The sequence below is a fragment of the Photobacterium japonica genome, assembly GCF_050337005.1.
GTDB classification, from domain to species: Bacteria; Pseudomonadota; Gammaproteobacteria; order Enterobacterales; family Vibrionaceae; genus Photobacterium; species Photobacterium japonica.
In genome coordinates, this window is record NZ_JAKJSN010000074.1 from 1 (window position 1) to 19,555 (window position 19,555).

At 46.3% G+C, this 19,555-nt stretch carries 22 protein-coding genes, 2 tRNA genes and 1 pseudogene; 7 read left to right on the top strand and 18 right to left on the bottom strand.

Annotation, left to right across the window (positions count from 1 at the left end; all coding sequences use genetic code 11):
* Positions 1–552 precede the first annotated feature (552 nt).
* Positions 553–629, bottom strand: a tRNA-Asp gene (locus L4C36_RS21195).
* 39 nt (positions 630–668) lie between these two features.
* Positions 669–759: transfer RNA gene (locus tag L4C36_RS21200), tRNA-Ser, on the bottom strand.
* A 299-nt stretch (positions 760–1,058) separates the two neighbouring features.
* On the opposite strand from L4C36_RS21200, the gene L4C36_RS21205 reads away from it, so the two are divergent.
* Positions 1,059–2,183 (top strand): M14 family metallopeptidase, encoded by a 1,125-nt coding sequence (locus L4C36_RS21205; protein WP_428479781.1) that lies wholly within the window; start codon positions 1,059–1,061, stop codon positions 2,181–2,183.
* A 137-nt stretch (positions 2,184–2,320) separates the two neighbouring features.
* Here L4C36_RS21205 and L4C36_RS21210 read toward each other — a convergent pair whose 3' ends face one another.
* The 3 genes from L4C36_RS21210 to L4C36_RS21220 all read right to left on the bottom strand — a co-directional run bounded on the left by L4C36_RS21210 (position 2,321) and on the right by L4C36_RS21220 (position 5,978).
* On the bottom strand, positions 2,321–3,310 hold the full coding sequence (locus tag L4C36_RS21210) for an HAD family hydrolase (RefSeq protein ID WP_428479782.1): 990 nt from the start codon (positions 3,308–3,310) through the stop codon (positions 2,321–2,323).
* A gap of 187 nt (positions 3,311–3,497) precedes the next feature.
* A complete protein-coding gene (locus L4C36_RS21215; RefSeq protein ID WP_428479783.1) occupies positions 3,498–4,535 on the bottom strand; it encodes an FUSC family protein in 1,038 nt (345 codons plus the stop codon).
* Between the two features lie 186 nt (positions 4,536–4,721).
* Positions 4,722–5,978, bottom strand: coding sequence for an adenylosuccinate synthetase (locus L4C36_RS21220; RefSeq protein ID WP_428479784.1), 1,257 nt, complete (start codon positions 5,976–5,978; stop codon positions 4,722–4,724).
* A 170-nt stretch (positions 5,979–6,148) separates the two neighbouring features.
* On the opposite strand from L4C36_RS21220, the gene L4C36_RS21225 reads away from it, so the two are divergent.
* Positions 6,149–7,063, top strand: a complete 915-nt coding sequence (locus L4C36_RS21225; RefSeq protein ID WP_428479785.1) for a LysR family transcriptional regulator — start codon at positions 6,149–6,151, stop codon at positions 7,061–7,063.
* Positions 7,064–7,142: 79 nt separating this feature from the next.
* Here L4C36_RS21225 and L4C36_RS21230 read toward each other — a convergent pair whose 3' ends face one another.
* Positions 7,143–7,829, bottom strand: coding sequence for a DedA family protein (locus tag L4C36_RS21230; RefSeq protein ID WP_428479786.1), 687 nt, complete (start codon positions 7,827–7,829; stop codon positions 7,143–7,145).
* Positions 7,830–7,886: 57 nt separating this feature from the next.
* Positions 7,887–8,237: a ferredoxin reductase domain-containing protein gene (locus L4C36_RS21235; protein ID WP_428479787.1), complete on the bottom strand. Its 351-nt coding sequence runs from the start codon at positions 8,235–8,237 to the stop codon at positions 7,887–7,889.
* A gap of 505 nt (positions 8,238–8,742) precedes the next feature.
* Here L4C36_RS21235 and L4C36_RS21240 point away from each other — a divergent pair.
* On the top strand, positions 8,743–9,753 hold the full coding sequence (locus L4C36_RS21240) for a manganese-dependent inorganic pyrophosphatase (protein ID WP_428479788.1): 1,011 nt from the start codon (positions 8,743–8,745) through the stop codon (positions 9,751–9,753).
* A gap of 87 nt (positions 9,754–9,840) precedes the next feature.
* Here the strand turns inward: L4C36_RS21240 and L4C36_RS21245 are convergent, their stop codons facing one another.
* The 4 genes from L4C36_RS21245 to L4C36_RS21260 all read right to left on the bottom strand — a co-directional run bounded on the left by L4C36_RS21245 (position 9,841) and on the right by L4C36_RS21260 (position 12,267).
* Positions 9,841–10,395, bottom strand: coding sequence for a GNAT family N-acetyltransferase (locus tag L4C36_RS21245; RefSeq protein ID WP_428479789.1), 555 nt, complete (start codon positions 10,393–10,395; stop codon positions 9,841–9,843).
* A 52-nt stretch (positions 10,396–10,447) separates the two neighbouring features.
* Positions 10,448–10,921, bottom strand: a complete 474-nt coding sequence (locus tag L4C36_RS21250) for a hypothetical protein (protein WP_428479790.1) — start codon at positions 10,919–10,921, stop codon at positions 10,448–10,450.
* A gap of 12 nt (positions 10,922–10,933) precedes the next feature.
* The gene (locus tag L4C36_RS21255) at positions 10,934–11,722 is read right to left on the bottom strand and encodes a nucleotidyltransferase domain-containing protein (RefSeq protein ID WP_428479791.1); all 789 of its coding nucleotides are present in this window, start codon (positions 11,720–11,722) and stop codon (positions 10,934–10,936) included.
* 89 nt (positions 11,723–11,811) lie between these two features.
* Positions 11,812–12,267 (bottom strand): hypothetical protein, encoded by a 456-nt coding sequence (locus tag L4C36_RS21260; RefSeq protein WP_428479792.1) that lies wholly within the window; start codon positions 12,265–12,267, stop codon positions 11,812–11,814.
* A 277-nt stretch (positions 12,268–12,544) separates the two neighbouring features.
* Here L4C36_RS21260 and L4C36_RS21265 point away from each other — a divergent pair, with 277 nt between their 5' ends.
* Positions 12,545–12,886, top strand: a complete 342-nt coding sequence (locus L4C36_RS21265) for a thiamine-binding protein (RefSeq protein WP_428479793.1) — start codon at positions 12,545–12,547, stop codon at positions 12,884–12,886.
* 56 nt (positions 12,887–12,942) lie between these two features.
* Here L4C36_RS21265 and L4C36_RS21270 read toward each other — a convergent pair whose 3' ends face one another.
* On the bottom strand, positions 12,943–13,284 hold the full coding sequence (locus tag L4C36_RS21270; protein WP_428479794.1) for a hypothetical protein: 342 nt from the start codon (positions 13,282–13,284) through the stop codon (positions 12,943–12,945).
* A 131-nt stretch (positions 13,285–13,415) separates the two neighbouring features.
* Entirely contained in the window at positions 13,416–13,787 is a 372-nt protein-coding gene (locus L4C36_RS21275; protein WP_428479795.1) for a VOC family protein, read from the bottom strand.
* A gap of 302 nt (positions 13,788–14,089) precedes the next feature.
* On the opposite strand from L4C36_RS21275, the gene L4C36_RS21280 reads away from it, so the two are divergent.
* Positions 14,090–14,719 carry a LysE family translocator gene (locus L4C36_RS21280; protein ID WP_428479796.1) on the top strand — a complete coding sequence of 210 codons (630 nt, stop codon included), beginning with the start codon at positions 14,090–14,092 and terminating at the stop codon, positions 14,717–14,719.
* A 282-nt stretch (positions 14,720–15,001) separates the two neighbouring features.
* On the opposite strand, the gene L4C36_RS21285 is transcribed toward L4C36_RS21280, so the two are convergent.
* Positions 15,002–15,547 carry a DUF6985 domain-containing protein gene (locus L4C36_RS21285; protein ID WP_428479797.1) on the bottom strand — a complete coding sequence of 182 codons (546 nt, stop codon included), beginning with the start codon at positions 15,545–15,547 and terminating at the stop codon, positions 15,002–15,004.
* A gap of 48 nt (positions 15,548–15,595) precedes the next feature.
* On the opposite strand from L4C36_RS21285, the pseudogene L4C36_RS21290 reads away from it, so the two are divergent.
* Positions 15,596–15,998 (top strand): annotated as a pseudogene (locus tag L4C36_RS21290) (transposase); the annotation flags it as partial.
* A 22-nt stretch (positions 15,999–16,020) separates the two neighbouring features.
* Here L4C36_RS21290 and L4C36_RS21295 read toward each other — a convergent pair.
* From L4C36_RS21295 to L4C36_RS21310, 4 genes are all read right to left on the bottom strand, one after another.
* Positions 16,021–16,674, bottom strand: coding sequence for a hypothetical protein (locus tag L4C36_RS21295; protein ID WP_428479798.1), 654 nt, complete (start codon positions 16,672–16,674; stop codon positions 16,021–16,023).
* Positions 16,675–16,785: 111 nt separating this feature from the next.
* A complete protein-coding gene (locus L4C36_RS21300; protein WP_428479802.1) occupies positions 16,786–16,860 on the bottom strand; it encodes a hypothetical protein in 75 nt (24 codons plus the stop codon).
* Between the two features lie 111 nt (positions 16,861–16,971).
* On the bottom strand, positions 16,972–17,892 hold the full coding sequence (locus L4C36_RS21305; RefSeq protein ID WP_428479799.1) for an alpha-amylase family glycosyl hydrolase: 921 nt from the start codon (positions 17,890–17,892) through the stop codon (positions 16,972–16,974).
* A 176-nt stretch (positions 17,893–18,068) separates the two neighbouring features.
* On the bottom strand, positions 18,069–18,914 hold the full coding sequence (locus tag L4C36_RS21310; protein ID WP_428479800.1) for a hypothetical protein: 846 nt from the start codon (positions 18,912–18,914) through the stop codon (positions 18,069–18,071).
* 152 nt (positions 18,915–19,066) lie between these two features.
* Between L4C36_RS21310 and L4C36_RS21315 the strand changes: the two genes are divergently transcribed.
* The coding region (locus L4C36_RS21315) for an IS110 family RNA-guided transposase (protein WP_428479801.1) at positions 19,067–19,555 on the top strand (489 nt) is incomplete at its 3' end.

Here is a 19,555-nt window from a genome sequence, read left to right on the forward strand (position 1 = left end):
ATATAATTCAATTTTATATTGATTTATATCATATTTTGCTGAATAATTTTCTTCCAGTAAGTGAAGATAATCTGATTTTATTTTATTTGAAAAAGAAAAACTGTCATCCATCATTTAACTTCCTTTATCTGAGTATGTTTCCATCTCATGTCAGATAMGATATACCACATTTCTCCAACTCAAATAGTTAAATGCATCAACGTGTTATTGATCATCAATGACCCGCCCTCATATCCGTTTCAAAGAAAAATGAATGCCTCTCTCAGTACCGCGCAGGTATCGACATAGCTATAAATTCCTCTTAGCTATCACTTTTCACTAAATACTGGACATCTATCATATCGATACAGTTATGCTTCTACGCTCAATAGAATTTGAGAGTCAACTCAGCAAATTGTTATTGAATCCGTTCATTCAGTAAAGAGCATGATCGGCGAGTTCGGAGGGATATCTATGTTTGATGAAAATGGTGAGGTAAACAGGTGCAGGACGAACACCTAAATGCAACGCATACAAAAAAGCCCCGTCATTTCTGACGAGGCTTCGTTGTGTTGGCGGAGCGGACGGGACTCGAACCCGCGACCCCCGGCGTGACAGGCCGGTATTCTAACCAACTGAACTACCGCTCCAATTCTGTATGAAACCCGGTAAACCCGATTTCTAGAATGTGGCGGAGAGATAGGGATTTGAACCCTAGGTGGGCTATAAACCCACGCCGGTTTTCAAGACCGGTGCTTTAAACCACTCAGCCATCTCTCCTGAGTGCGGCGATAATACGAAACAACAGCGGTGATGTAAAGTGCAGAAAGTTCAACTGCTTATAATATCAGCAATTCTTACGTGGTTTTACGCAATCCCCACACTCACATAACGAAAAACGCCATTTTTACACGCATTCACCTCATGCTACTGATAGTGTTTAGCGCATTCACGCTATGCTTATACTCAGATCATAGTTTTATAACCCAATCATACTATTCACTTTTAGTGCTCGCTGACACCGCCACATTGCGTTAGCGTAATGACTCACAATGATTTTTCCAGAGTAGAAAGGCATCATGAAAATATTCAGCAATTTTGAGAGCGGTAACATCCACGTTGTTCTCGCCGATAGCCCTGACGATATTCAACTGACGATCCCTGCCGATAACCAATCTGACTTCGCGCAATGGTTCCATTTCCGCCTTGAAAGTCAGCCGGATATCTCCCACCACATTTCACTGCAGAACCTCTCTACGTCCGCCTATCCAGAAGGCTGGAAAGAGTACGACGTCGTCGCCTCCTATGATCGCGAAGAATGGTTCCGCATTCCAGCCGAGTTCGATGGCGATACCCTCACGTTCACGGTGATCCCTGAATACGGATCAATGTATTTCGCCTATTTTGCCCCCTACCCGTATGACCGTCATTTGGATCTGCTGCATCAGGCACAAACCCATTTCCATTGCCGCTTAGAAACGCTGGGCGCCACGCTGGATAACCACGACATCAGCCTGTTGACCATTGGGGAACCGGCCGACGGTAAGAAAAACATTTGGGTCATTGGTCGCCAACACCCCGGCGAGACTATGGCGGAATGGTTCATTGAAGGCCTGTTACAACGCTTGTTGGATGCGACCGATACCGTGGGGCGTGCGCTGCTCGACAACGTCGTGTTCCACATTGTGCCGAACATGAACCCGGACGGCAGTATCCGTGGGCACCTGCGCACCAATGCGATTGGCGTTAACTTAAACCGTGAATGGCAAACCCCGTCGCTAGAGCGTAGCCCGGAAGTGTATTACGTACGTGAACGTATGCTGCAAACCGGTGTGGATATGTTCTTGGATATTCACGGTGATGAAGCGATTCCGTATAACTTTGTCGCGGGCAGCGAAGGCGTACCGGCTTATGATGCGCGCATGGAAGGGTTAGAAAAGGCATTCAAACGAGTACTATTAACTATCACACCAGAATTCCAGGATGAACACGGCTACGAGAAAAACGTACCGGGCACCGCAAACCTGACCGTCGCGACCAACTGGGTCGCTCAAGAGTTCAAATGCTTGGCCTACACGGTAGAAATGCCGTTCAAAGATCACATCGACTACCCTGATGAGTTCTATGGCTGGTCACCCGAACGCAGCGTGGCATACGGGCAAGATGTATTGGCCGGAATTTGGGCTGTGGTTGATAAGCTTTAACGGCGCAACCCTAGCTAACAAGCCTGAAGCGTTAGTTAAATAGCAATAAAAAACCGGAATAGTGACGGCTATTCCGGTTTGTTTTCGTGCTTTTTATCCCCGTTGTACACTGTTATACCAGCGAGCAACGGGGCTCATTAGAATACCTCACACCACGCATTTTTCATGTCGATCAGGTGCCAATTGTCGCGCTTTTTCGCTTCATCCAACGCAGAATCCAAATGGCCCACGTCAGATTGGCGGTCGTACTTCCACTCCCTTTCGGCATCGGTATGGTGCACAATCATCGCCATCCCATTGGGCTGGCTCGTCGCCCATTGCATCATGGCTTGATCACCATCGGAATTGCCGACCGCAAGAATGGGTTTCTTGCCAATGATATGTTGAATATTCTCCACTTTACCGGCTTTATCATCGATAGTCAGGATCTCACCCAGCTTGGTCACGGTAGGCTTGCCGTCGTTATAATGGTATTGGTACTTTAACGCGCTACCAATGATCTGCTCTTGGGGAATGTTGTACGCTTGCGGCGCCCATACCCGCATGAAATCCACCCCGCCACCCGACACGATGTAGGTTTTGAATTGGTTATCTTGCAGATAGGCGAGCATTTCTTTCATGGGTTGATACGTTAACGCGGTATAGGCTTGATTAAATCGCGGATCCTTAGCTGCCTTGATCCATTGGGCAACGGTGTTCTGATAAGCCTCTACCGTCATGCCCGAATGGGTCGCCATGACAATCTCTAACAGTGCTTTTTCGCCCCCAGCAAACACACTCTTCACATCATCATTAAGCACAAACTTAAAAGGTGCCTGTGTTTTCCATTCTGGGTGCTCACTGGCCATGGCTTTGATCTGATCAAAGGCAAACGCCAACTGAAAGTAATACGGCTTTTCTGACCACAAGGTGCCATCGTTATCAAACACCGCAATACGGTCTTCAACCGCGACAAATTTATCTGTGTCTTTCTTCGTGGCTTGGGTAACAAAATCCATAATGGCCGTTTTACTCTCACCCGCTTTCCACGAAGGCAATAACGTTGAACCGCAACCCGCCTCCTCGGCCAGCGCCGCACAAGACAATCCCGATAACATCAAACCAGACAATATATATAAGCCCTTCATGAGTTCCCCTCCACGTCAACGCATCTAATATCTTGGTATTTTTCAGAATTCCCAATCACCGCCTTACTTGCGGCTGCAAACGGTGACGGTCATAACAGTATGGCAGCAAATAAAAAAGCCAGCGATAAACAAGGCTGGCTGTTTGTATGAGTAAGTGTCAGGTAATTGCAGGATCATCCCACCTGTGCTACTGCCCCTGATACCGGAACAACTTGCACAGTGTTTGACTCAAGGTTGAAAACTGACGCGCCAATTCGCGATTCAGCCACAAGTAGCCAAAATAACTGACGTCGCTGATATCATCCTGATCATGCGGCGCACGTTGTGGCACCAAATGCAAAATGATGATCTCGTTTTTATGGATTGGCGTGATGGCTTTGCGGGTGATCTGTCGGCTCAGACGCGCAAAGCGGCGGGCCAACTGTTCTTTGGCTTGTGTCAGGCAGGGCATGTCACTGATTTTTTCTTGCCCCTGCTGGGTATCCCACGAGGTACTCACTAACGTATCGATCATGGTGTACATCCGCTTTTCGATCAGCAAAGTATTGATGATCACCTGCTTGTTATGACCCGCTTCTTTAATCGCGTGCGGCAACAGCTCTTGTTGTTGATCCAGCAACTGTGCCAACGCTTGCGTTTGCAGCGGATCAAACGCGCCCCTTGATAGGGCCTGATTATGCTGGTGATAGAACTGCCCACTTTGAGCGAGAAACTGACTGACTAAATCAAAGAAATGATCGGTCGCCCGTGACGGAAACACATAAATGCTGCACAGGATAGCGACAATCCCCGCCCACAGCACGTTCACCGTACGCCACAGCGCGGCATCGAAATCTTCCGGCCCGCCACCAGCGACCACCACAATGGTAATCGCGACCACCAGTGAGGCATACGCGTACTTCTTCTGGGTGCAGTACATGGCCACCAGCGTCAGTCCTAAAAACATCCCATGATGTAACCAGTTCCATTGCGACGGAATCAAGTACAACGACAAGCCTAAGGCCGCACCTATCACGGTACCCCATATCCGCTGTTTGGCTTTTGACAGAACGCCACCGATAAAGGGGATGGTCCCCATCACGGTCACGGCGGTGATCAACGCCCACGTCCCGTAAGGCACATTGAAGAGATAGATGATCAACTGAATCAGGCTAAGGGCAGTAAACACCCGAAAAACATACAAAAAACGATAATACTTCAGAGCAAAATGTTGGTAATGGCGCATGGCATGACGCTTTTTAGTGGAAAACTGCAATCATCATACAAAATGAACTGTGATTTTCATCACATTCTTACTGCAATATTGGCAAAGTAAGTTTGGGTAAATGAAAGCAAAAAAGCCAGCCCCGTTACCAAGGCTGGCTTTTTTCGCTGAATACGTCAGTCGGAAGGGCAAATAGCCCGTCTGTGATTAACGCATGATCATTTGTTCACGGCCAGGACCGACAGACACCATTTTCACTGGCACGCCCATCAGTTCTTCAATACGCAGTACGTAGTCTTGCGCCGCTTTTGGTAGCTCGTCAAAGTGACGGCAACCCGTAATGTCTTCGTTCCAGCCTTCCATCTTTTCATAGATTGGTGCCAAAGAAGCCGTTTGTGGCCAAATTGGGTTTTCGCTGTGATCGCCTTCATAAGCCACACAGATCTTCAGATCCGCCAAGCCGCTCAGGCAATCCACTTTGGTCAAGGCGATTTCTGTTGCGGCTTGTAGCTCCACACCGTTCTTCGTTGCTACGGCATCGAAGTAACCCATGTCACGTGGACGACCGGTGGTGGCACCGAACTCACCCGCTAGCTCACGGAATGCATCTTGCTCTTCCATCGCGGTGATCAACGTGCCGGTACCCACTGATGAACTGAATGCTTTTGCAACAGCGATAACACGCTCTGGGCGAAGTGCTGGCAAACCACCACCAATACCTGCATACATAGAGACACAGTTAGATGACGTTGTCCAAGGGTACTCACCGTAAACAAGGTCACGACCCGCACCCAACTGCGCTTCAAACAACAGGCTCTTACCTTCTGCTTGTAGGGCTTTCATTGGTAGGGTCACGTTGCAGATCGCATCACGCCAAGGTGCTGACACTTCTAGCAACCAATCTGCCATTTCTTGCGCCGTTTGCTCAAACTTGAAGGTTGGGTATAGCGCACGCAGTTGAGGCAGTTTCCAATCCAACATAAATTGAATGCGTTCTACTAATACTTCGGGTTGTTTCAACCAACCCACTAGAATGCCTTTTTTCATTACACGGTCACCGTAGCAAGGTGCAATACCTTGACGCGTAGAACCGTAGGCGCCGTCACCTAGACGAAGCTCTTCCAGTGTATCTTCTTCTGCGTGTAGCGGTAGACACAGTGTTGCACGATCAGAAACGCACAAATTGACTTTTACGCCAGATTGTTCAACTTCGGCAATCTCCGCAGAAAGCAAAGCAGGGCTGATTACCATGCCAGGGCCTAACACACCGATACAATCAGGGTTGAATACGCCGCTTGGAAGTTGGTGTAACTTAAAAGTACCAAAGTCATTCACTACGGTATGACCCGCATTGTTACCACCTTGGAAACGAATGCTTGCCGATGCTTGTTCGGCCAAAAAGTCTACGATACGACCTTTACCTTCATCACCCCAGTTTGCACCAACAACAACAATAGACGACATAATTTCAACTCCTTAAATAGCGAAGTCACTATCCTATGCCGCCCGTCGCAATAACAAAAATTAATTATTGTTATAGGAGCGATAAGAATTTCATATAGGCAATGCACACAAAGCGAGTACAATGCGCACCACACCACCCCATTGACCACTTTTCACACAAGAGCATCCCCATGTTAGATTTGCACTGGTTGAACACCTTTGTGACCTTGGCAAGGTTAGAACACTTCGGCAAAACCGCTGCCGAGTTGCACATGACCCAGCCAAACGTGAGCCTGCACCTCAAGCAGTTAGAGCAAACCACACGGGTGAAATTGATTGAACGTAACCCGTTTCGCTTAACCCAAGCCGGTGAGCGTTTACTGCGCAGCGCACAGCACACCCTGCAAGAGTTGCAGGTCTGTCAGGCCGATCTCAATGCGATCAATGATCTGTGCCAAGGCACCCTGTCGATTGCCGCCAGTGACATCATTTCGCGCTTATTACTGATCAAACCGTTTCAGTCTTTCAAGCGGGAATTTCCGGGGATCGATCTGTCACTGTTCAATACCACCTCGACCCAAGCCGCGGCATTAGTGAAAAGTGCCAAGGCCGATTTAGGCTTTGTGATCGCGCAGAAAGAAAGTCAACCGCTGCACTTTACCGAACTGCGTCAAGTGCAGTGGTGTGCGCTCGGCAACGGATTGGCCGACTGGCAAGCACGCGCAGCCGCGGGTGCCAACACGCCGCCCTCCCCGCATACGCAGGGCGACGAACCGACCTTGATATTATTGGGGCACGATACCCGTACGCGGGATTTGATTGATTTGGCGCTGCCCAGTTTGAAGCTGCCCCCGTACCGCGTGATGGAAGTGGGCAGTGTGGATGCACAGATTGATTGGGCAGAAGCCGGCTTTGGTGTGGCCATTGTGCCGGCGTTCTCGCTGCATCCGAAATTGAACCTCACCAGCACCATCACCCCGCTGCCGGATTTTCCGACCACCAGCCTAGGTTACATTGTGCGCCAGAACCAGGTGCTGTCGCGAGCCATCAAGCAACTGTTACATTGGGTGAGTGAAGAGATCCCCTCATCGCCGCATCGTACGTAATTCACACGCAACGCAACAAACAGACCCCGCAGAAACAACAAAGGCGCCCATTAGGCGCCTTTGTTTCTTAGCGAGAGACTCAGTGGGAGACTTTCTCTGTTTCCGCCACTGGTGTTTTACGCCACGCTTTGCGAATACGCAACGTCAGGAAGCTCAATAACGCCACACAGAATGTGATCACCGGGGCTGCCATCAACGCCATGGTCACCCAACGGCTCAGATGTTCAGGCAGTGACGGCAGGATCATACCAAAGCCACACAGTAGCAATGTCCACATAATCGCACTTAGCCATGCAAAGTAATGGAACTTGCTGACTTTATTCACGCGCATACCCATCATCAATGGCAACAGTGAACGCACCACCGGAATAAAGCGCGCACAGAATAGCGCCACCAAGCCATGACGCCCAAGTAAAGCATCGACCTGCTTCATGCGACGCTCAGGCACCGCATTCACCCAGCCTTGCACTTTCGGCAGACGGTTTAGCCATTTACCCTGCATGTACGCCGCCCAACTACCCGTTGCCGCACAGACCATGATCACCACCATGATCAACACCGGATCTAACACACCGACCGCAGCCAACGTACCGGAAAGCACCACCACGCTGTCACACGGGAACGGCGCAGCCGGAATAAAACCACTCTCAAGGAAAATCAAGACACCCACGACTAAGTACACAAGGCTCGCGCTGCCTGGCGCCGATAGCGCCGCAAAGTCTTGATGCCAGAGGGACATCAACACAGAAAAAATAGAATCAAACATAAAAAACTCCGAGACATCAACCTAAACACAACCCAACAATTTGCTGTCTTTACGTGTCTAGCGGGTATGGATAAAGCGATAAAGCAAGTTCGCATCGTGCCATTCGTCACGATGCTGACTTGCTGTCATACGATTGATCCGCAGCAACACCGGAATCAATACCATGGTGAGTAACAGGCTACGCACCCGTTCAAACCACAATAATACGCGCGGAGGCTCTGATTGCTTCCCCAACCGCTCTGTCACTGTCGAAGTACCGCGCGGCGTATTCAAACGCGGCGTCAGCCGACTCAGTAACGCGGCTTGCTGCAGATTGGGATGAAGATACCCGAGGCTTTCAAGTTGATTGGCACTAAACAGCGAGGCATACAAAGGGACATTTTGTACGGCACGAAATGCAGGCGACACGCTTCCCTGACCAAATAAAATGGCCATTACTGAAAAGAGTAAAACTACCCGAAACAGTCGGTACGTACCCACGCTGTTCATCCGATAAGATAAGATGATCCCTTTTACATCCGAGCCCCTGTAATTGCAATACAAAAAGCAGGGACTTTGTTTCAATAGATCAATAGAACAGACCTACCGATTAATTATTCATCGTTTTGTCAGCAAACCGTCATGTTCAGCCGCCATTCTCCCCCCTGCTTTCTCCGGTTTCATCATCGGGTGTACGGTATATGAACAACAATTGATTACTCTATCAACAGCTCTTCGAGGGGTAAGTCAAATAGGTCATATTTTTCATATTCTTAACATCGATATTTCAACGGTGACTCGCAAAATATGGCAATGACATTAGGCTTAATCGCGTTGCTCTTTCACTATGTCGGCCGTTTGTAACAACACTTTTCAAACCATAACAATTTGATTCTTTTTCATTCATTGAATGAACAGCAAATACGGAACTGCCATGAAACTTTCTCATATCGCTTTGCTTGTTTCAGTGTTCAGCGCACCTGCGCTGGCTTTTGAACTGTCTGCACCGAAAACGAACAACACGGATAACTTAGTGTGGACGGGTCACATGAGCCCAGATACTGACACCGTGACTTCTGCTATCGCTGCAGCACACATCTATGGCGGTACAGCTGCCGTACCAGAAGCTATTAACCCAGAAAGCCAGTTTGTACTGGATTACTGTAAAGCAACAGCACCCGTTGCACTAAGCAGCGTGAAAGTCGGCGCGATTGGTTTGGTTGACTTCAACCAGAAAACCCAGCTACATGCGTCATTGAAAGAAAAAGACGTAGTCGCGATTGTTGACCACCACGCAATTGGCGGTAACCCCGTGAACCTAACACAAGTGGCCGCGATTGATATCCGCCCTTGGGGTTCAGCAGCCACTATTCTGGCTGACCGTGCTGAAAAGCTAAACGTGACACTGCCTGCAAACATCGCCTGTACCACACTGGGCGGCATCTTGTCTGATACCGTGGTATTTAGCTCACCAACAACGACAGATTTCGACCGTCAATACGCGGAAAAACTGGCGAAAGTGGCTGGCGTTAAAGACATCAAAGCGTTTGGTGAGAAGATGCTAGAAGCAAAATCTGACCTCAGCAAAGTCAGCGCAGAAGAGATCCTAACGCTGGATTACAAAAACTTCGGTTACGGCGGCAAGAAAGTGGGTATCGGCGTAGCGGAAACGCTAACAGCGGATCAACTGCTTGCGCGTAAAGATGAATTCATCAAAGCGATGAAAGCACACAAAAAAGCGAAAGGCTTGGATCACTTGTTCTTTGCGGTTATCGACACCAAGAACAAGAAAGGCAACCTACTGTGGATTGACAGCGCCGATCAGAAAATTGCTCAGGCGGCATTCAAAGGCAAAAACACCGCAGAATGGTTGGTACTGGATGGCGTAACATCACGTAAGCGTCAGATCGGTCCATCGGTTCAAAAAGCAATCGAAGCAAAGTAATTACTTACTGACCTCTTACGCATTAAAAAGCGCGCAGTCACCACTGCGCGCTTTTTTTAACCGTGACAACTCTCCGAACACAGGGGGTTACCCTGCGGTCATATCACGAGAGTACAAGTGGCAGTCCTGATCATTGACTCCCTGATACATAAACCCTAAATGAGTAAACAGGCTAATTGATGCCACATTGGCCGCATCAATCTCTGCCCATAGCTCTGTGATCCCCAACGTAGCAGCATGATCCATCAACACCTGTAAGGCCTCAGTCATGTAACCTTGCCGCCAATAGTGCGCATTGAGCATACACCCTACTTCACACTGTGTGCGATCATCATTGAAACTGTGCAAACCACAGGTACCGATCATCTTTTCCCGCGTAGTTATCACCCTTTCCCGCGTATCCGTCGACTTATCCGATGCTCCATCAGACACGAGAGTAATCGCCCATTCATACGACGCATCAGCACGCTCAAGGGCCGTGACGCTGGCTAACATCTGATCAACGGTCTCTAAGGTTGGGAACGGCGGTTCATCCGTATACTTCATCACCTCGGCATTGCCATAGATTGCGAATAAATCCTCGCGATCAGAAAACATGATGGGGCGTAACGTCAAACGCACACCCTGCAACGTCGGTATCATCGTCTCTTTCCTTATTCTTCGCCTGCTTTCTTGTTCAATAGCTAATGACGCGTTAGGTCGGGCACGAGGCCGTCTCCTCTGCTGTGGCAACATCGGCTTTTTCAAAGGAATAAGACTGCCATTCCACAGTGCCTGCTATTCCCACCAGTAAAAACAAGATAGGAATAACCATACATGCACCCGCTCTCACGCGCGCAATAAAACCGTGCTGAATGACCGTGGGCTTATACACCTTCATGGTAGATGGCGGGTATTGGCCTTCTTGCCAACTGCGATTGCCGATAGGAAACAACATCACGAACAGGATGGCACTCATGGCCAAAGGAAAAGCACTCAGGATCCACATGAACAAGAACTCTGCCCCGTTCATCCCCCAATACTCATAGCAATACGGTTGTGAGGCCAATGCCTCCACAAACGGAAATACCCTGTATTCAAAAAAGAAATACGTCGCGATCATGGCTGCTGCCATTAGGCCAAGTCGGATGAATTTGTCCCGTCGCGTAAACTCGGGAGCATACGCCATCGCTCACCTCCCTTACTCTTCAGCCTGCGTATTGAGCACCTGCAAAAAGAGGGCATTCAAAGCGGCCATTTCACCCGTACGATCTGAGCGTGCTAACGTGATGTTTTCCAATCGTGCCAACTCCGATTCGATAAAGGCGTTTAACACCGGGATAGCCGGTTCCAACATTTTCTCTTCACTGACTTTTTTCTTGGTCAACAACGCATGAATAGCCTCAAGCAACGTCGGATCTGTCACCAATGTCAGTACTTTATCAAACTCTATCGGGGCGACGGTGCCGTATTGCTCTAGCCACCGAATCGACAACAAAGCCCGAAGCACATATAAGTACTTTTTCAATGGCACCTTGTCACTTTGTAAGTACCCTCGGTAGTTGGTTTTCGCCATACTGCGATAATGGTAAATGCCCTTTTCCACCGAATAGACACTGGGTAATAACTGACTCGCAACATCACGAAAATCACCTTGATTAATATAGGTGATTGGCGATTGGATCCACTCAACAAACGCAGGGTTCGATTTCCAGAATAACTTGAGCGCCTTTCTGACATCCCACCCATTGAGGTCGATATCATCGACAATCGGGTATTCAATCACATCGCGTCGATCTTCCAGATCCACACTCAAATACCAGTCTTTCTCTCTGGCATAAATAAAGCGCACATCGTAGTCACTGTTCGGCGACGCAAAGCCCCATGCACGGCTGCCGGATTCTATCGCCATTAAAATACGCACCCCGTGTTCTTTTTCGGTGCGTTGCAGGCGCTGGAGGATCTCTTCTCTTACGTGTTCTTCTATCATGTTTTTCCTCCTGAACTATACGAATTACTGCTTTCATGATTCACCCCAAGCAGTGGCCGGTGGCATAACATGAGAACGCCTTTACCTCGCTATTGGAGCAAGATATCAGACAAAAAATTTATCCTATTAATTTCTAATTTATTCTCTGAAAGCTGCAATCCTAACTCGATATGAGCTCGTCCCGTAGAAAAAGCCACAGGAACGCGATAATACACATAAGTAATGCTGGAACGACCTATCGGAGAAAGCGTTTTAATTTTTATCAGTTTTTCTTTGCCGACCGTTTCTAATTGACCTAACGAAGACAACTTGATTAACAGCAAATCCCATTGTTCCGAGTTCAATTCACCAAAAGCTTTTTCTGACATGAACGTTTGATAATGTGTCTTTTCCCATTCTGTTAATTTTGGGATTGCCTCAGCAAGAAAAGGTTCAACGTTTACCTCTTGTTCAATAGCGCTGGAGGAAACCCAATATAAGCCCGCTAGAAGGAATATGATAATACTGCACAGCCCAAAACCCAGGTACTTAAATAGCTTTTTCACAATCGCTCCTTTTATGTGAAACGAAAAACGTCGTTTCCTGCCTTTCCCGCTACTCGCTCAATAAGTAAACCGAATAAGAACGTATTCAGTATCCATCGTGAAAAGTCGTCAGACAATGGATCCCCCTCTGCGTACATCGGCTTTTATCAAATTTCAGGGGTTACTCTCAGGTTCTTGCAACATGAGAACCACACACACAAATGCGCACCGCTCCCTCGTGCAGACACAAAAAAGTGATAACATGCCGACACACCGAACGTCATGAGTTTGAACACCAATGTCAGCTGAAAACCCTGTAATGAAAGATGTCTTTGTCGCGTTCCAAGTCATTCCTCGATTAAAAGAAGGGAATAACTTTGAAGTGGTTGATAAAGCGATTGAAGTCGTCAAAGCCGCTAACGTTCCCTACCAAGTGGGTGCGATGGAAACCACAATGAAAGGTGAGTTGAATCACCTGTTAGAGATCGTAAAAGCGGCGCAACAAGCGTGCTACGACGCAGGCGCACTGGAAGTGATTACCAACATCAAAATTCACAGCAAAACCGAAGCGGCGACCGACACATTCTGTACCTACGACAGAGGCGTGACCAAAGCCAACCACATGTTTGTCGAGAAGTAGATAAACACCGCCGTCATCGTGTCAATCACGTTGACGGCAATGAATTGTTAAAGCGCTTAAAGCATGGCACTCCCAGCCAAGCCCCCCCAAAACAAAATATTGACTGACCAAACCAGTATGCTCTGTACAGGAAGCATATGGAAGACTAACGGTGGGTAGGCTTTTAGATCGCGGAGAGAGAAAAGCATTTGAGGCTGTACATCCCAACTGGTCGCCACACGCAGGGCGCTTTTTACGTTTGGGTGATTCGCCAAATATTGTGCATAAGATGCATATATCGTCCATAGCCCCAATACGCCAAACAGCTCGATCAGCACAATAACCTCTAAACTGAACGGCAACAATGAAGGCCCTCCGATTAGCAAAATCGCGGCACAGAGCCATTTTTTATTATTCATTCAACATCCTTGTTATTCCTTTCCCTCCCAGCGACATAATGATCGTTGACTCGTCTGAATAGATTTCAATGTCTTAATCACTGTCTATCGGTAAAAGGCACGCCACGAGTCAAGGTTATGCTGGGCACTTGTTATGGCTCTGCCTTAAATTCAACGCGATTGCCATCGGGGTCATATACCAACACTATCTTCCCCCAATCGTACTCATAATAGTCAGCGTTCACCCCGTGTGAGCGAAGCAGTGCCAATACTTGACTCGGATCAGCCACATCAAACCTTATTGTTATCGGATTTTTATCAACACCTTTGGCCGTTGATGAATATTGACCGCCTGTTTCAACGAGAAAATATGAATCTCCGAATGCAAGTTCAGACATCATAAAATCACCGTCAATTTTTTCAGAAACAACATTTAAACCTAAAATATTCGAGTAAAATGAAAGGCAATCTTGATATCTTTCTGTTTTCAAAATGATCCCAGTTTTAACTGCTTCGAATCTCATCGCAACGCTCCTTGATGAATGAGCCAAATAGATATTCAGTATCCATTTCGACGATATCACTGGCAACGCCTTGTCCCGCAATACCCTTTTCATTTTGGCAAAACTCAGAAGGGGATCTAAAACCATTGCAACCGATGCAAACACCACCTGCCAGCACTCTGTGTGAAGACCGCTAAACATTGATGATCTCGGCGGACAATAAATCGATAATATCAATGCTTTTTTAGTCAGACATATCACTCGATAAGAGCGATTTTCTGTGTTATTTTTCGGCTTCTGATCAGTCTATTTAGATAAATGAAATGTCATTTGAGTCTGCGGTAACATTTTTCATTGCAATGTTTATCTTTGGCATTACCCCGGGACCGGGGATTTTCGCTATTCTTGCGCGAGCCATGGTATATGGCCCTCGAAAATGCTTCATCCTGGCAACAGGCATGATCACGAGCGATCTCATTTATCTTATGTTGGCATGTTTCGGGCTCGCGACGATTGCAGATAATTGGTCACATGTGTTTGTCGCGATTCGCTATTTAGGGGCCGCTTATTTGATCTACCTCGGGTATAAGATGTTCCAAACGTTACCCCATGTGGAAGGTAAAGTACTCTCAGAATCCGAACAACAAAGAACGACCGCAGCATTTGCTAGCTTTACCCAAGGTTTTTTGATTTCCGCGTCAAACCCTAAAGTGATTCTTTTTTACATGTCTTTCTTACCCACGTTTATTGATCTAACGGCCTTACAAACGCAAGATATTTTCCTTGTCTCCGTACTGTCATCCATAGCGTTAATGTCCGCCGTCATGCTGGTAGCCTTTGGTGCAAGCCGAATCGCAAAGCAGCTCAAAACACCACGCGCACAGCAGCGATTAAATCAAAGTGCAGGCAGCGTGATGATAGCGGCAGGCTCATACCTTGCGATACATAGCTAACATATCGACACCGAGTACGGGCACATTAAGATGCTGCCTAACGAATGAGGTTCCGCACCGCGTAGGGTTATCAGGGTCATAAACTGGCATTAACAATGCACTCTAGACAACCTTGAAATTCATAAATGTAATCATTATATATATGCGTCATACTGCCATAAAATATAACGAATGACATGGAGTCCATGCTCACCCAACTCAGCCACACTTAATGAGTCAGGTTCGATAAAATCTCGGAGGCCACCATGTGATGTTGACCCACTTTAACGGACACGACATTAGTTAATTTTGTTGTTTCTCAAAGTCAAACGCGTCAGAAGCATAACCACTTTCAATTATGTCCAACCCATTGAAACTAACTCCAGCCCCGTGCTCGTCTTCCCAATTACAACCAAACTCAATTCCAAAACGTGGCTTCGTTGTTGTACCACTTCCTTTTATATTAACCGCAACAACACCGCAAAGAGCTTTGAGGTCTTTGTACCCTGAAATAGAAGGTACAACATCATCAGGATTCTCATCAATAAGGCTTTCGATTATCAAATCGCGCATTTCCCAATACAGTTCCTCAAATGAGGCAAGGGAAAGATGTAAAATATCTTGAGCATTTTGCTCAACCCATTTAATCACATCGAAAAACACTTCTGTTTCTAAATCTTTATTACAACAAAAGTGAACCGTACCATCAGATTTTTTAGAGCTTGATAGCCCACCATAAGCACCATCTCGGATTTGCAGGCCAGTAAACCCTGATACTTTTTTTGAAGTGTATTTAAAGAAATCATCTGTAACTATTTCTGGGTACTGACATTTTTCAACGTTGTACATAGATGCCTCCTTGTGAATATAACGAATGACATGGAAGCCTGTGCAGTTTCTGAGTATCAAAACAAAAATCGTCTTCTGCAGAGCGTTCCCGGGATCGGAAAAGTCGCAGCGGCATCCATCATTAGCAACGTCCCTGAGCTTGGACTTATAACCAACAAACAAGCCGCTGCACTCATTGGTGTTGCCCCCATCAATCGAGAAAGTGGACGCTATAAAGGCAAGCGAGTCATTCAGGGGGGGGGGGCGAGCACAAGTACGCACCGTGCTCTACATGGCTATGATGTCTGCGATGCAGTGTAACCCTGTTTTTAAAGCGACTTACCAGCGACTATTAGCCGCAGGTAAACCTAAGAAAGTCGCGATCATTGCATGCGTCAGAAAGATGGTAGTGATCTTAAATTCCATGCTGCGAGATGGCACCATATGGGATGAAAACAACGCCAAAAATTAATTATTGACGCCATAGTCGTTTGTTAGGCTAATTCTGACCACTTGCGCTTAACCAAGAATTTCGGAATAACCTCCCGACCAAAGCCACCATATTTTTTTGCCTCTCGATTCCACCATTGGCTCGATGGATGAGGAGCCACAACACACTCAAGGCCTAAATTACGTACAACTTTTGCACCGTACTCTCCAGCCTTTGCTGAACAGAAAACAACAAGATCTGGACTCAGAGTTTTGATTACGTCCGTAACGATAGTTTCAGACATTTTCAAGTCTAAAGAATGAACTTTAATACTGTCACCTTCATTTTCAGCTGGCCTTTGAAAGTAATTCATAAAAGCCACATGCTCTAAAATATCAGCTGAGTTCGTGTAACCAAAAAATGCATCATTAATCTCTTTCGCTACATTTCTATAAATCCAATGAGACTTTTTTGGGAAGTTGGTAGGGATATTCTTTTTAATGATACCGCTAGTATTAATCCAAGATTTTTCGGTATCAGTGAGGTCATTTTGATTATTTAAATACCAATTTTCGATGTTCAATGATGATGTGGACCCTTTGGGCAAATAATGACTTTCTCCAATAACCAACAGCTTTTTAGTCCTACCTTGGCCATACTTTGAACCAACCCAAGGCTTGAGATTTGGATAATTCTCATAGTGTGTATTTGAATACATTTTATCTCCTTTTAGCCTAACGAATGACATGGACTCCCCCTCATCCAGACTCTGCCACACTTGAAGAGTCAAACACGATATATGTTCGGAGGTCACCATGTCACTTTCACTCTATGGCATCGATTTAGCCAAACATAGCTTCAGTATCCATGGCGAAGATGCGACAGGCAATGCATTGACCCACAAAATAGCCTTTACAACGTAAAACTCAGGGGGCGGTCTAAAGTTCTTGAAACTTTGGATTTAGCGTGACACCCATTGTTAAATTCTTCCATAAAACACCTCAACTCTATAAAATCAAGCCGCATTTAACAATCTTCGACAAGCACTTAGCCCTTGCGTTCGTCGTTTGCCAATATGGCAATGGTATTCCCGTAAAAGATGCTCTTTACCTATAGCGCCTGAGAAATTTTTCTCTAAATACCCCGCCAGTTCCAACCAATTTTCTTCACTTAAGCCAAGCCGTAAAACGATATTAAGCGCCCCCTGCGATATACTTCCTTTTTTACCATCTCGAATCGCACGGCCGGTCTCATCGACAAGTAATAAATAGTCAGTCAACACAAAGGGCAAGCCCTTAGGCATATTGGTACGTAGGTTTCCGACGAAAGGAAGTAATGATTTCGGTTGGTGGCTTGATTTTGCGGCGTTCACCCGCTTTTTAATGCTGGTGTGGGCTGATATTCCTGGAGTTTTAGCTATGCCCGCACGTACGGGATTTAAGTCAACATACGCCATGCACGCAGCCAATGCGGCCTCATCAAGCAATGCTTGAGATTTAAATCGGCCCTCCCAAAAGCGGCCTGTACAGCCATCTTCTTTATTGGCTTGACGGGCAATAGGCTCATTGAGCAACCGCATAAACCAGCTGATGTCATGCAGCCGTTCACGCCAATCCTCAACAATGCGTTCTACCGCCAGCAATTGAGCCTTATCCATTTTGCTACGTTGGTTTTCATCTATCCAACTGTTTGAAAGGTAATTGCCTTTGCACACTTGATGCCAACGGGTGATGACCTCTTCTTGTGTCCAGCTCTGTGCTTGGTCTTTATCAACATGCAGTACAATATGAGTATGATTACTCATCACCGCATAGGCGCAAACATCTAGTGCAAACACCTTGGCGAGAAACAGCAATCGTTGCTCTACCCAGCCGCGACGGTGTTCAAAGCATTTGCCCGTTAGCGGGTCTTTCCCGCAAAGAAAGCTTCTTCTCACACACCGTGATACACAATGGTAATACGGTGTATCTATTAGACTCACTTGTGTCTTTCTTGCCTTTGGCATCCTTAGTGACCTCTTGATTCATCCCTGATAAATCAAGCCTAGAACACAAGGCAAAAAAGTACAAAAGCATGGGTGTCTTGTTTGTTTTTTTGTTTGTTTTCTTATGTTTATATTTCAACCACCTGAGAATCAGATGAGACAATAGTTCTAAACTCATCGCCAACAGCTGCTGTAATCATTTGCTTGTTCGAGTTTGTTTCAATTGCAAAGCCTCCATAGAATAAGACTCTGCTGCCAAAATTAAACAAATTAGAATTCATACTTTTAGTTAGTTTAACTATTGGATAATTATCTGAACCAAAACGTCTTTTCTGTGGGTAAAATTCGATGTGCTCAAAAGGGTTAAGATTAGAAGGTAATCTCACAACATTAACTTTTCCTATAACAGCTGCTTTAACTACTCCTTCATTACGGATTTTTTGCTTTAATAGTTCATACTGTCCAACTGAATAGAAAAAGTCATTCCATAACCTTTTTTCACCATTAACCATGAGTTGGATTTTATTCCTTGCTACTGGATTATTAACACCATATAAATATATTTCTTTTAAGCTTTGTACTGTCTTAACATAAGTAGATTTCCTACCTTTAGCTTTGTAATCCTTTTTCACTGAATTTACGTTCGGATTATGAACAAAGTCTCCCTCTTTAATATGTATTTTCCGCCGATCATCCGTATCAATAATATGAATACGAAACAATTCTTCGCCCCGCTTTAAAGCAGAAGCTACATCCTGATCAGATAAATCTACGCCAACGCTATCATTCCCTGATGTTTTAAATATACAATGATCAGCATGGACTACTTTTTGTGCTAGCCTAAAATGTGCAGGTATGTGCTGAGATCCATTTTTTCCTTCCCTCTTAAATTCTGAAACATGATTTAATAAGGCTCCACATTCTGTACCTACACAATAAATAGGTTTGGGAGCCCCAAGCTTGTAATAATCCACTATTGAAACCTAATTTCCTTTACTATCCAAAGCAAAGGGAATTTTGACTCCGCTCATATTGCCTCCATAAACATAACGAATGACATGGACTCCCCCTCATCCAGACTCTGCCACACTTGATAAGTCTGGGTAAAAAACGTTCGGAGGCCACCATGTCAAAATCACTTTATGGCATTGATCTTGCCAAACATTCGTTCAGTATCCATGGCGAGGATTCTACAGGCAAGGTATTGATTCATAAAACGCTATCGCGCTCAAAAGTGTTAACCACGTTTGCAAACCTACCACCCGCTATCATCGGAATGGAAGCCTGTGGCAGTGCCCATTATTGGGCGCGTGAATTAACAAAGCTTGGTCATACACCAAAAATCATGGCGGCCAAGTATGTGGCGCCTTTCAGAACGGGCGCCAAAAACGATCTTAACGATGCAGTCGCTATTTGTATCGCCGTTGCCCGTCCTTCAACGCGCTTCGTAAAAATCAAATCTCCCGAGCAGCAAGCGATTTTGATGCTTCATCGCGCCCGCGAAAATTGGGTACATGAACGCACGGCGTTACTTAACCAGATCCGCGCGATGATGGCAGAATTCGGTATCATCGCTCCTGTCGGTCGTCATGCTCTCCAACGCGCCATTCCCGAT

Bases quoted from the DNA above. Each gene is read 5' to 3' on its own strand.
- L4C36_RS21205 (WP_428479781.1), top strand. From the start codon at position 1,059: ATGAAAATATTCAGCAATTTTGAGAGCGGTAACATCCACGTTGTTCTC.
- L4C36_RS21210 (WP_428479782.1), bottom strand. From the start codon at position 3,310: ATGAAGGGCTTATATATATTGTCTGGTTTGATGTTATCGGGATTGTCT.
- L4C36_RS21215 (WP_428479783.1), bottom strand. From the start codon at position 4,535: ATGCGCCATTACCAACATTTTGCTCTGAAGTATTATCGTTTTTTGTAT.
- L4C36_RS21220 (WP_428479784.1), bottom strand. From the start codon at position 5,978: ATGTCGTCTATTGTTGTTGTTGGTGCAAACTGGGGTGATGAAGGTAAA.
- L4C36_RS21225 (WP_428479785.1), top strand. From the start codon at position 6,149: ATGTTAGATTTGCACTGGTTGAACACCTTTGTGACCTTGGCAAGGTTA.
- L4C36_RS21230 (WP_428479786.1), bottom strand. From the start codon at position 7,829: ATGTTTGATTCTATTTTTTCTGTGTTGATGTCCCTCTGGCATCAAGAC.
- L4C36_RS21240 (WP_428479788.1), top strand. From the start codon at position 8,743: ATGAAACTTTCTCATATCGCTTTGCTTGTTTCAGTGTTCAGCGCACCT.
- L4C36_RS21245 (WP_428479789.1), bottom strand. From the start codon at position 10,395: ATGATACCGACGTTGCAGGGTGTGCGTTTGACGTTACGCCCCATCATG.
- L4C36_RS21250 (WP_428479790.1), bottom strand. From the start codon at position 10,921: ATGGCGTATGCTCCCGAGTTTACGCGACGGGACAAATTCATCCGACTT.
- L4C36_RS21255 (WP_428479791.1), bottom strand. From the start codon at position 11,722: ATGATAGAAGAACACGTAAGAGAAGAGATCCTCCAGCGCCTGCAACGC.
- L4C36_RS21265 (WP_428479793.1), top strand. From the start codon at position 12,545: ATGTCAGCTGAAAACCCTGTAATGAAAGATGTCTTTGTCGCGTTCCAA.
- L4C36_RS21270 (WP_428479794.1), bottom strand. From the start codon at position 13,284: ATGAATAATAAAAAATGGCTCTGTGCCGCGATTTTGCTAATCGGAGGG.
- L4C36_RS21275 (WP_428479795.1), bottom strand. From the start codon at position 13,787: ATGAGATTCGAAGCAGTTAAAACTGGGATCATTTTGAAAACAGAAAGA.
- L4C36_RS21280 (WP_428479796.1), top strand. From the start codon at position 14,090: ATGTCATTTGAGTCTGCGGTAACATTTTTCATTGCAATGTTTATCTTT.
- L4C36_RS21285 (WP_428479797.1), bottom strand. From the start codon at position 15,547: ATGTACAACGTTGAAAAATGTCAGTACCCAGAAATAGTTACAGATGAT.
- L4C36_RS21295 (WP_428479798.1), bottom strand. From the start codon at position 16,674: ATGTATTCAAATACACACTATGAGAATTATCCAAATCTCAAGCCTTGG.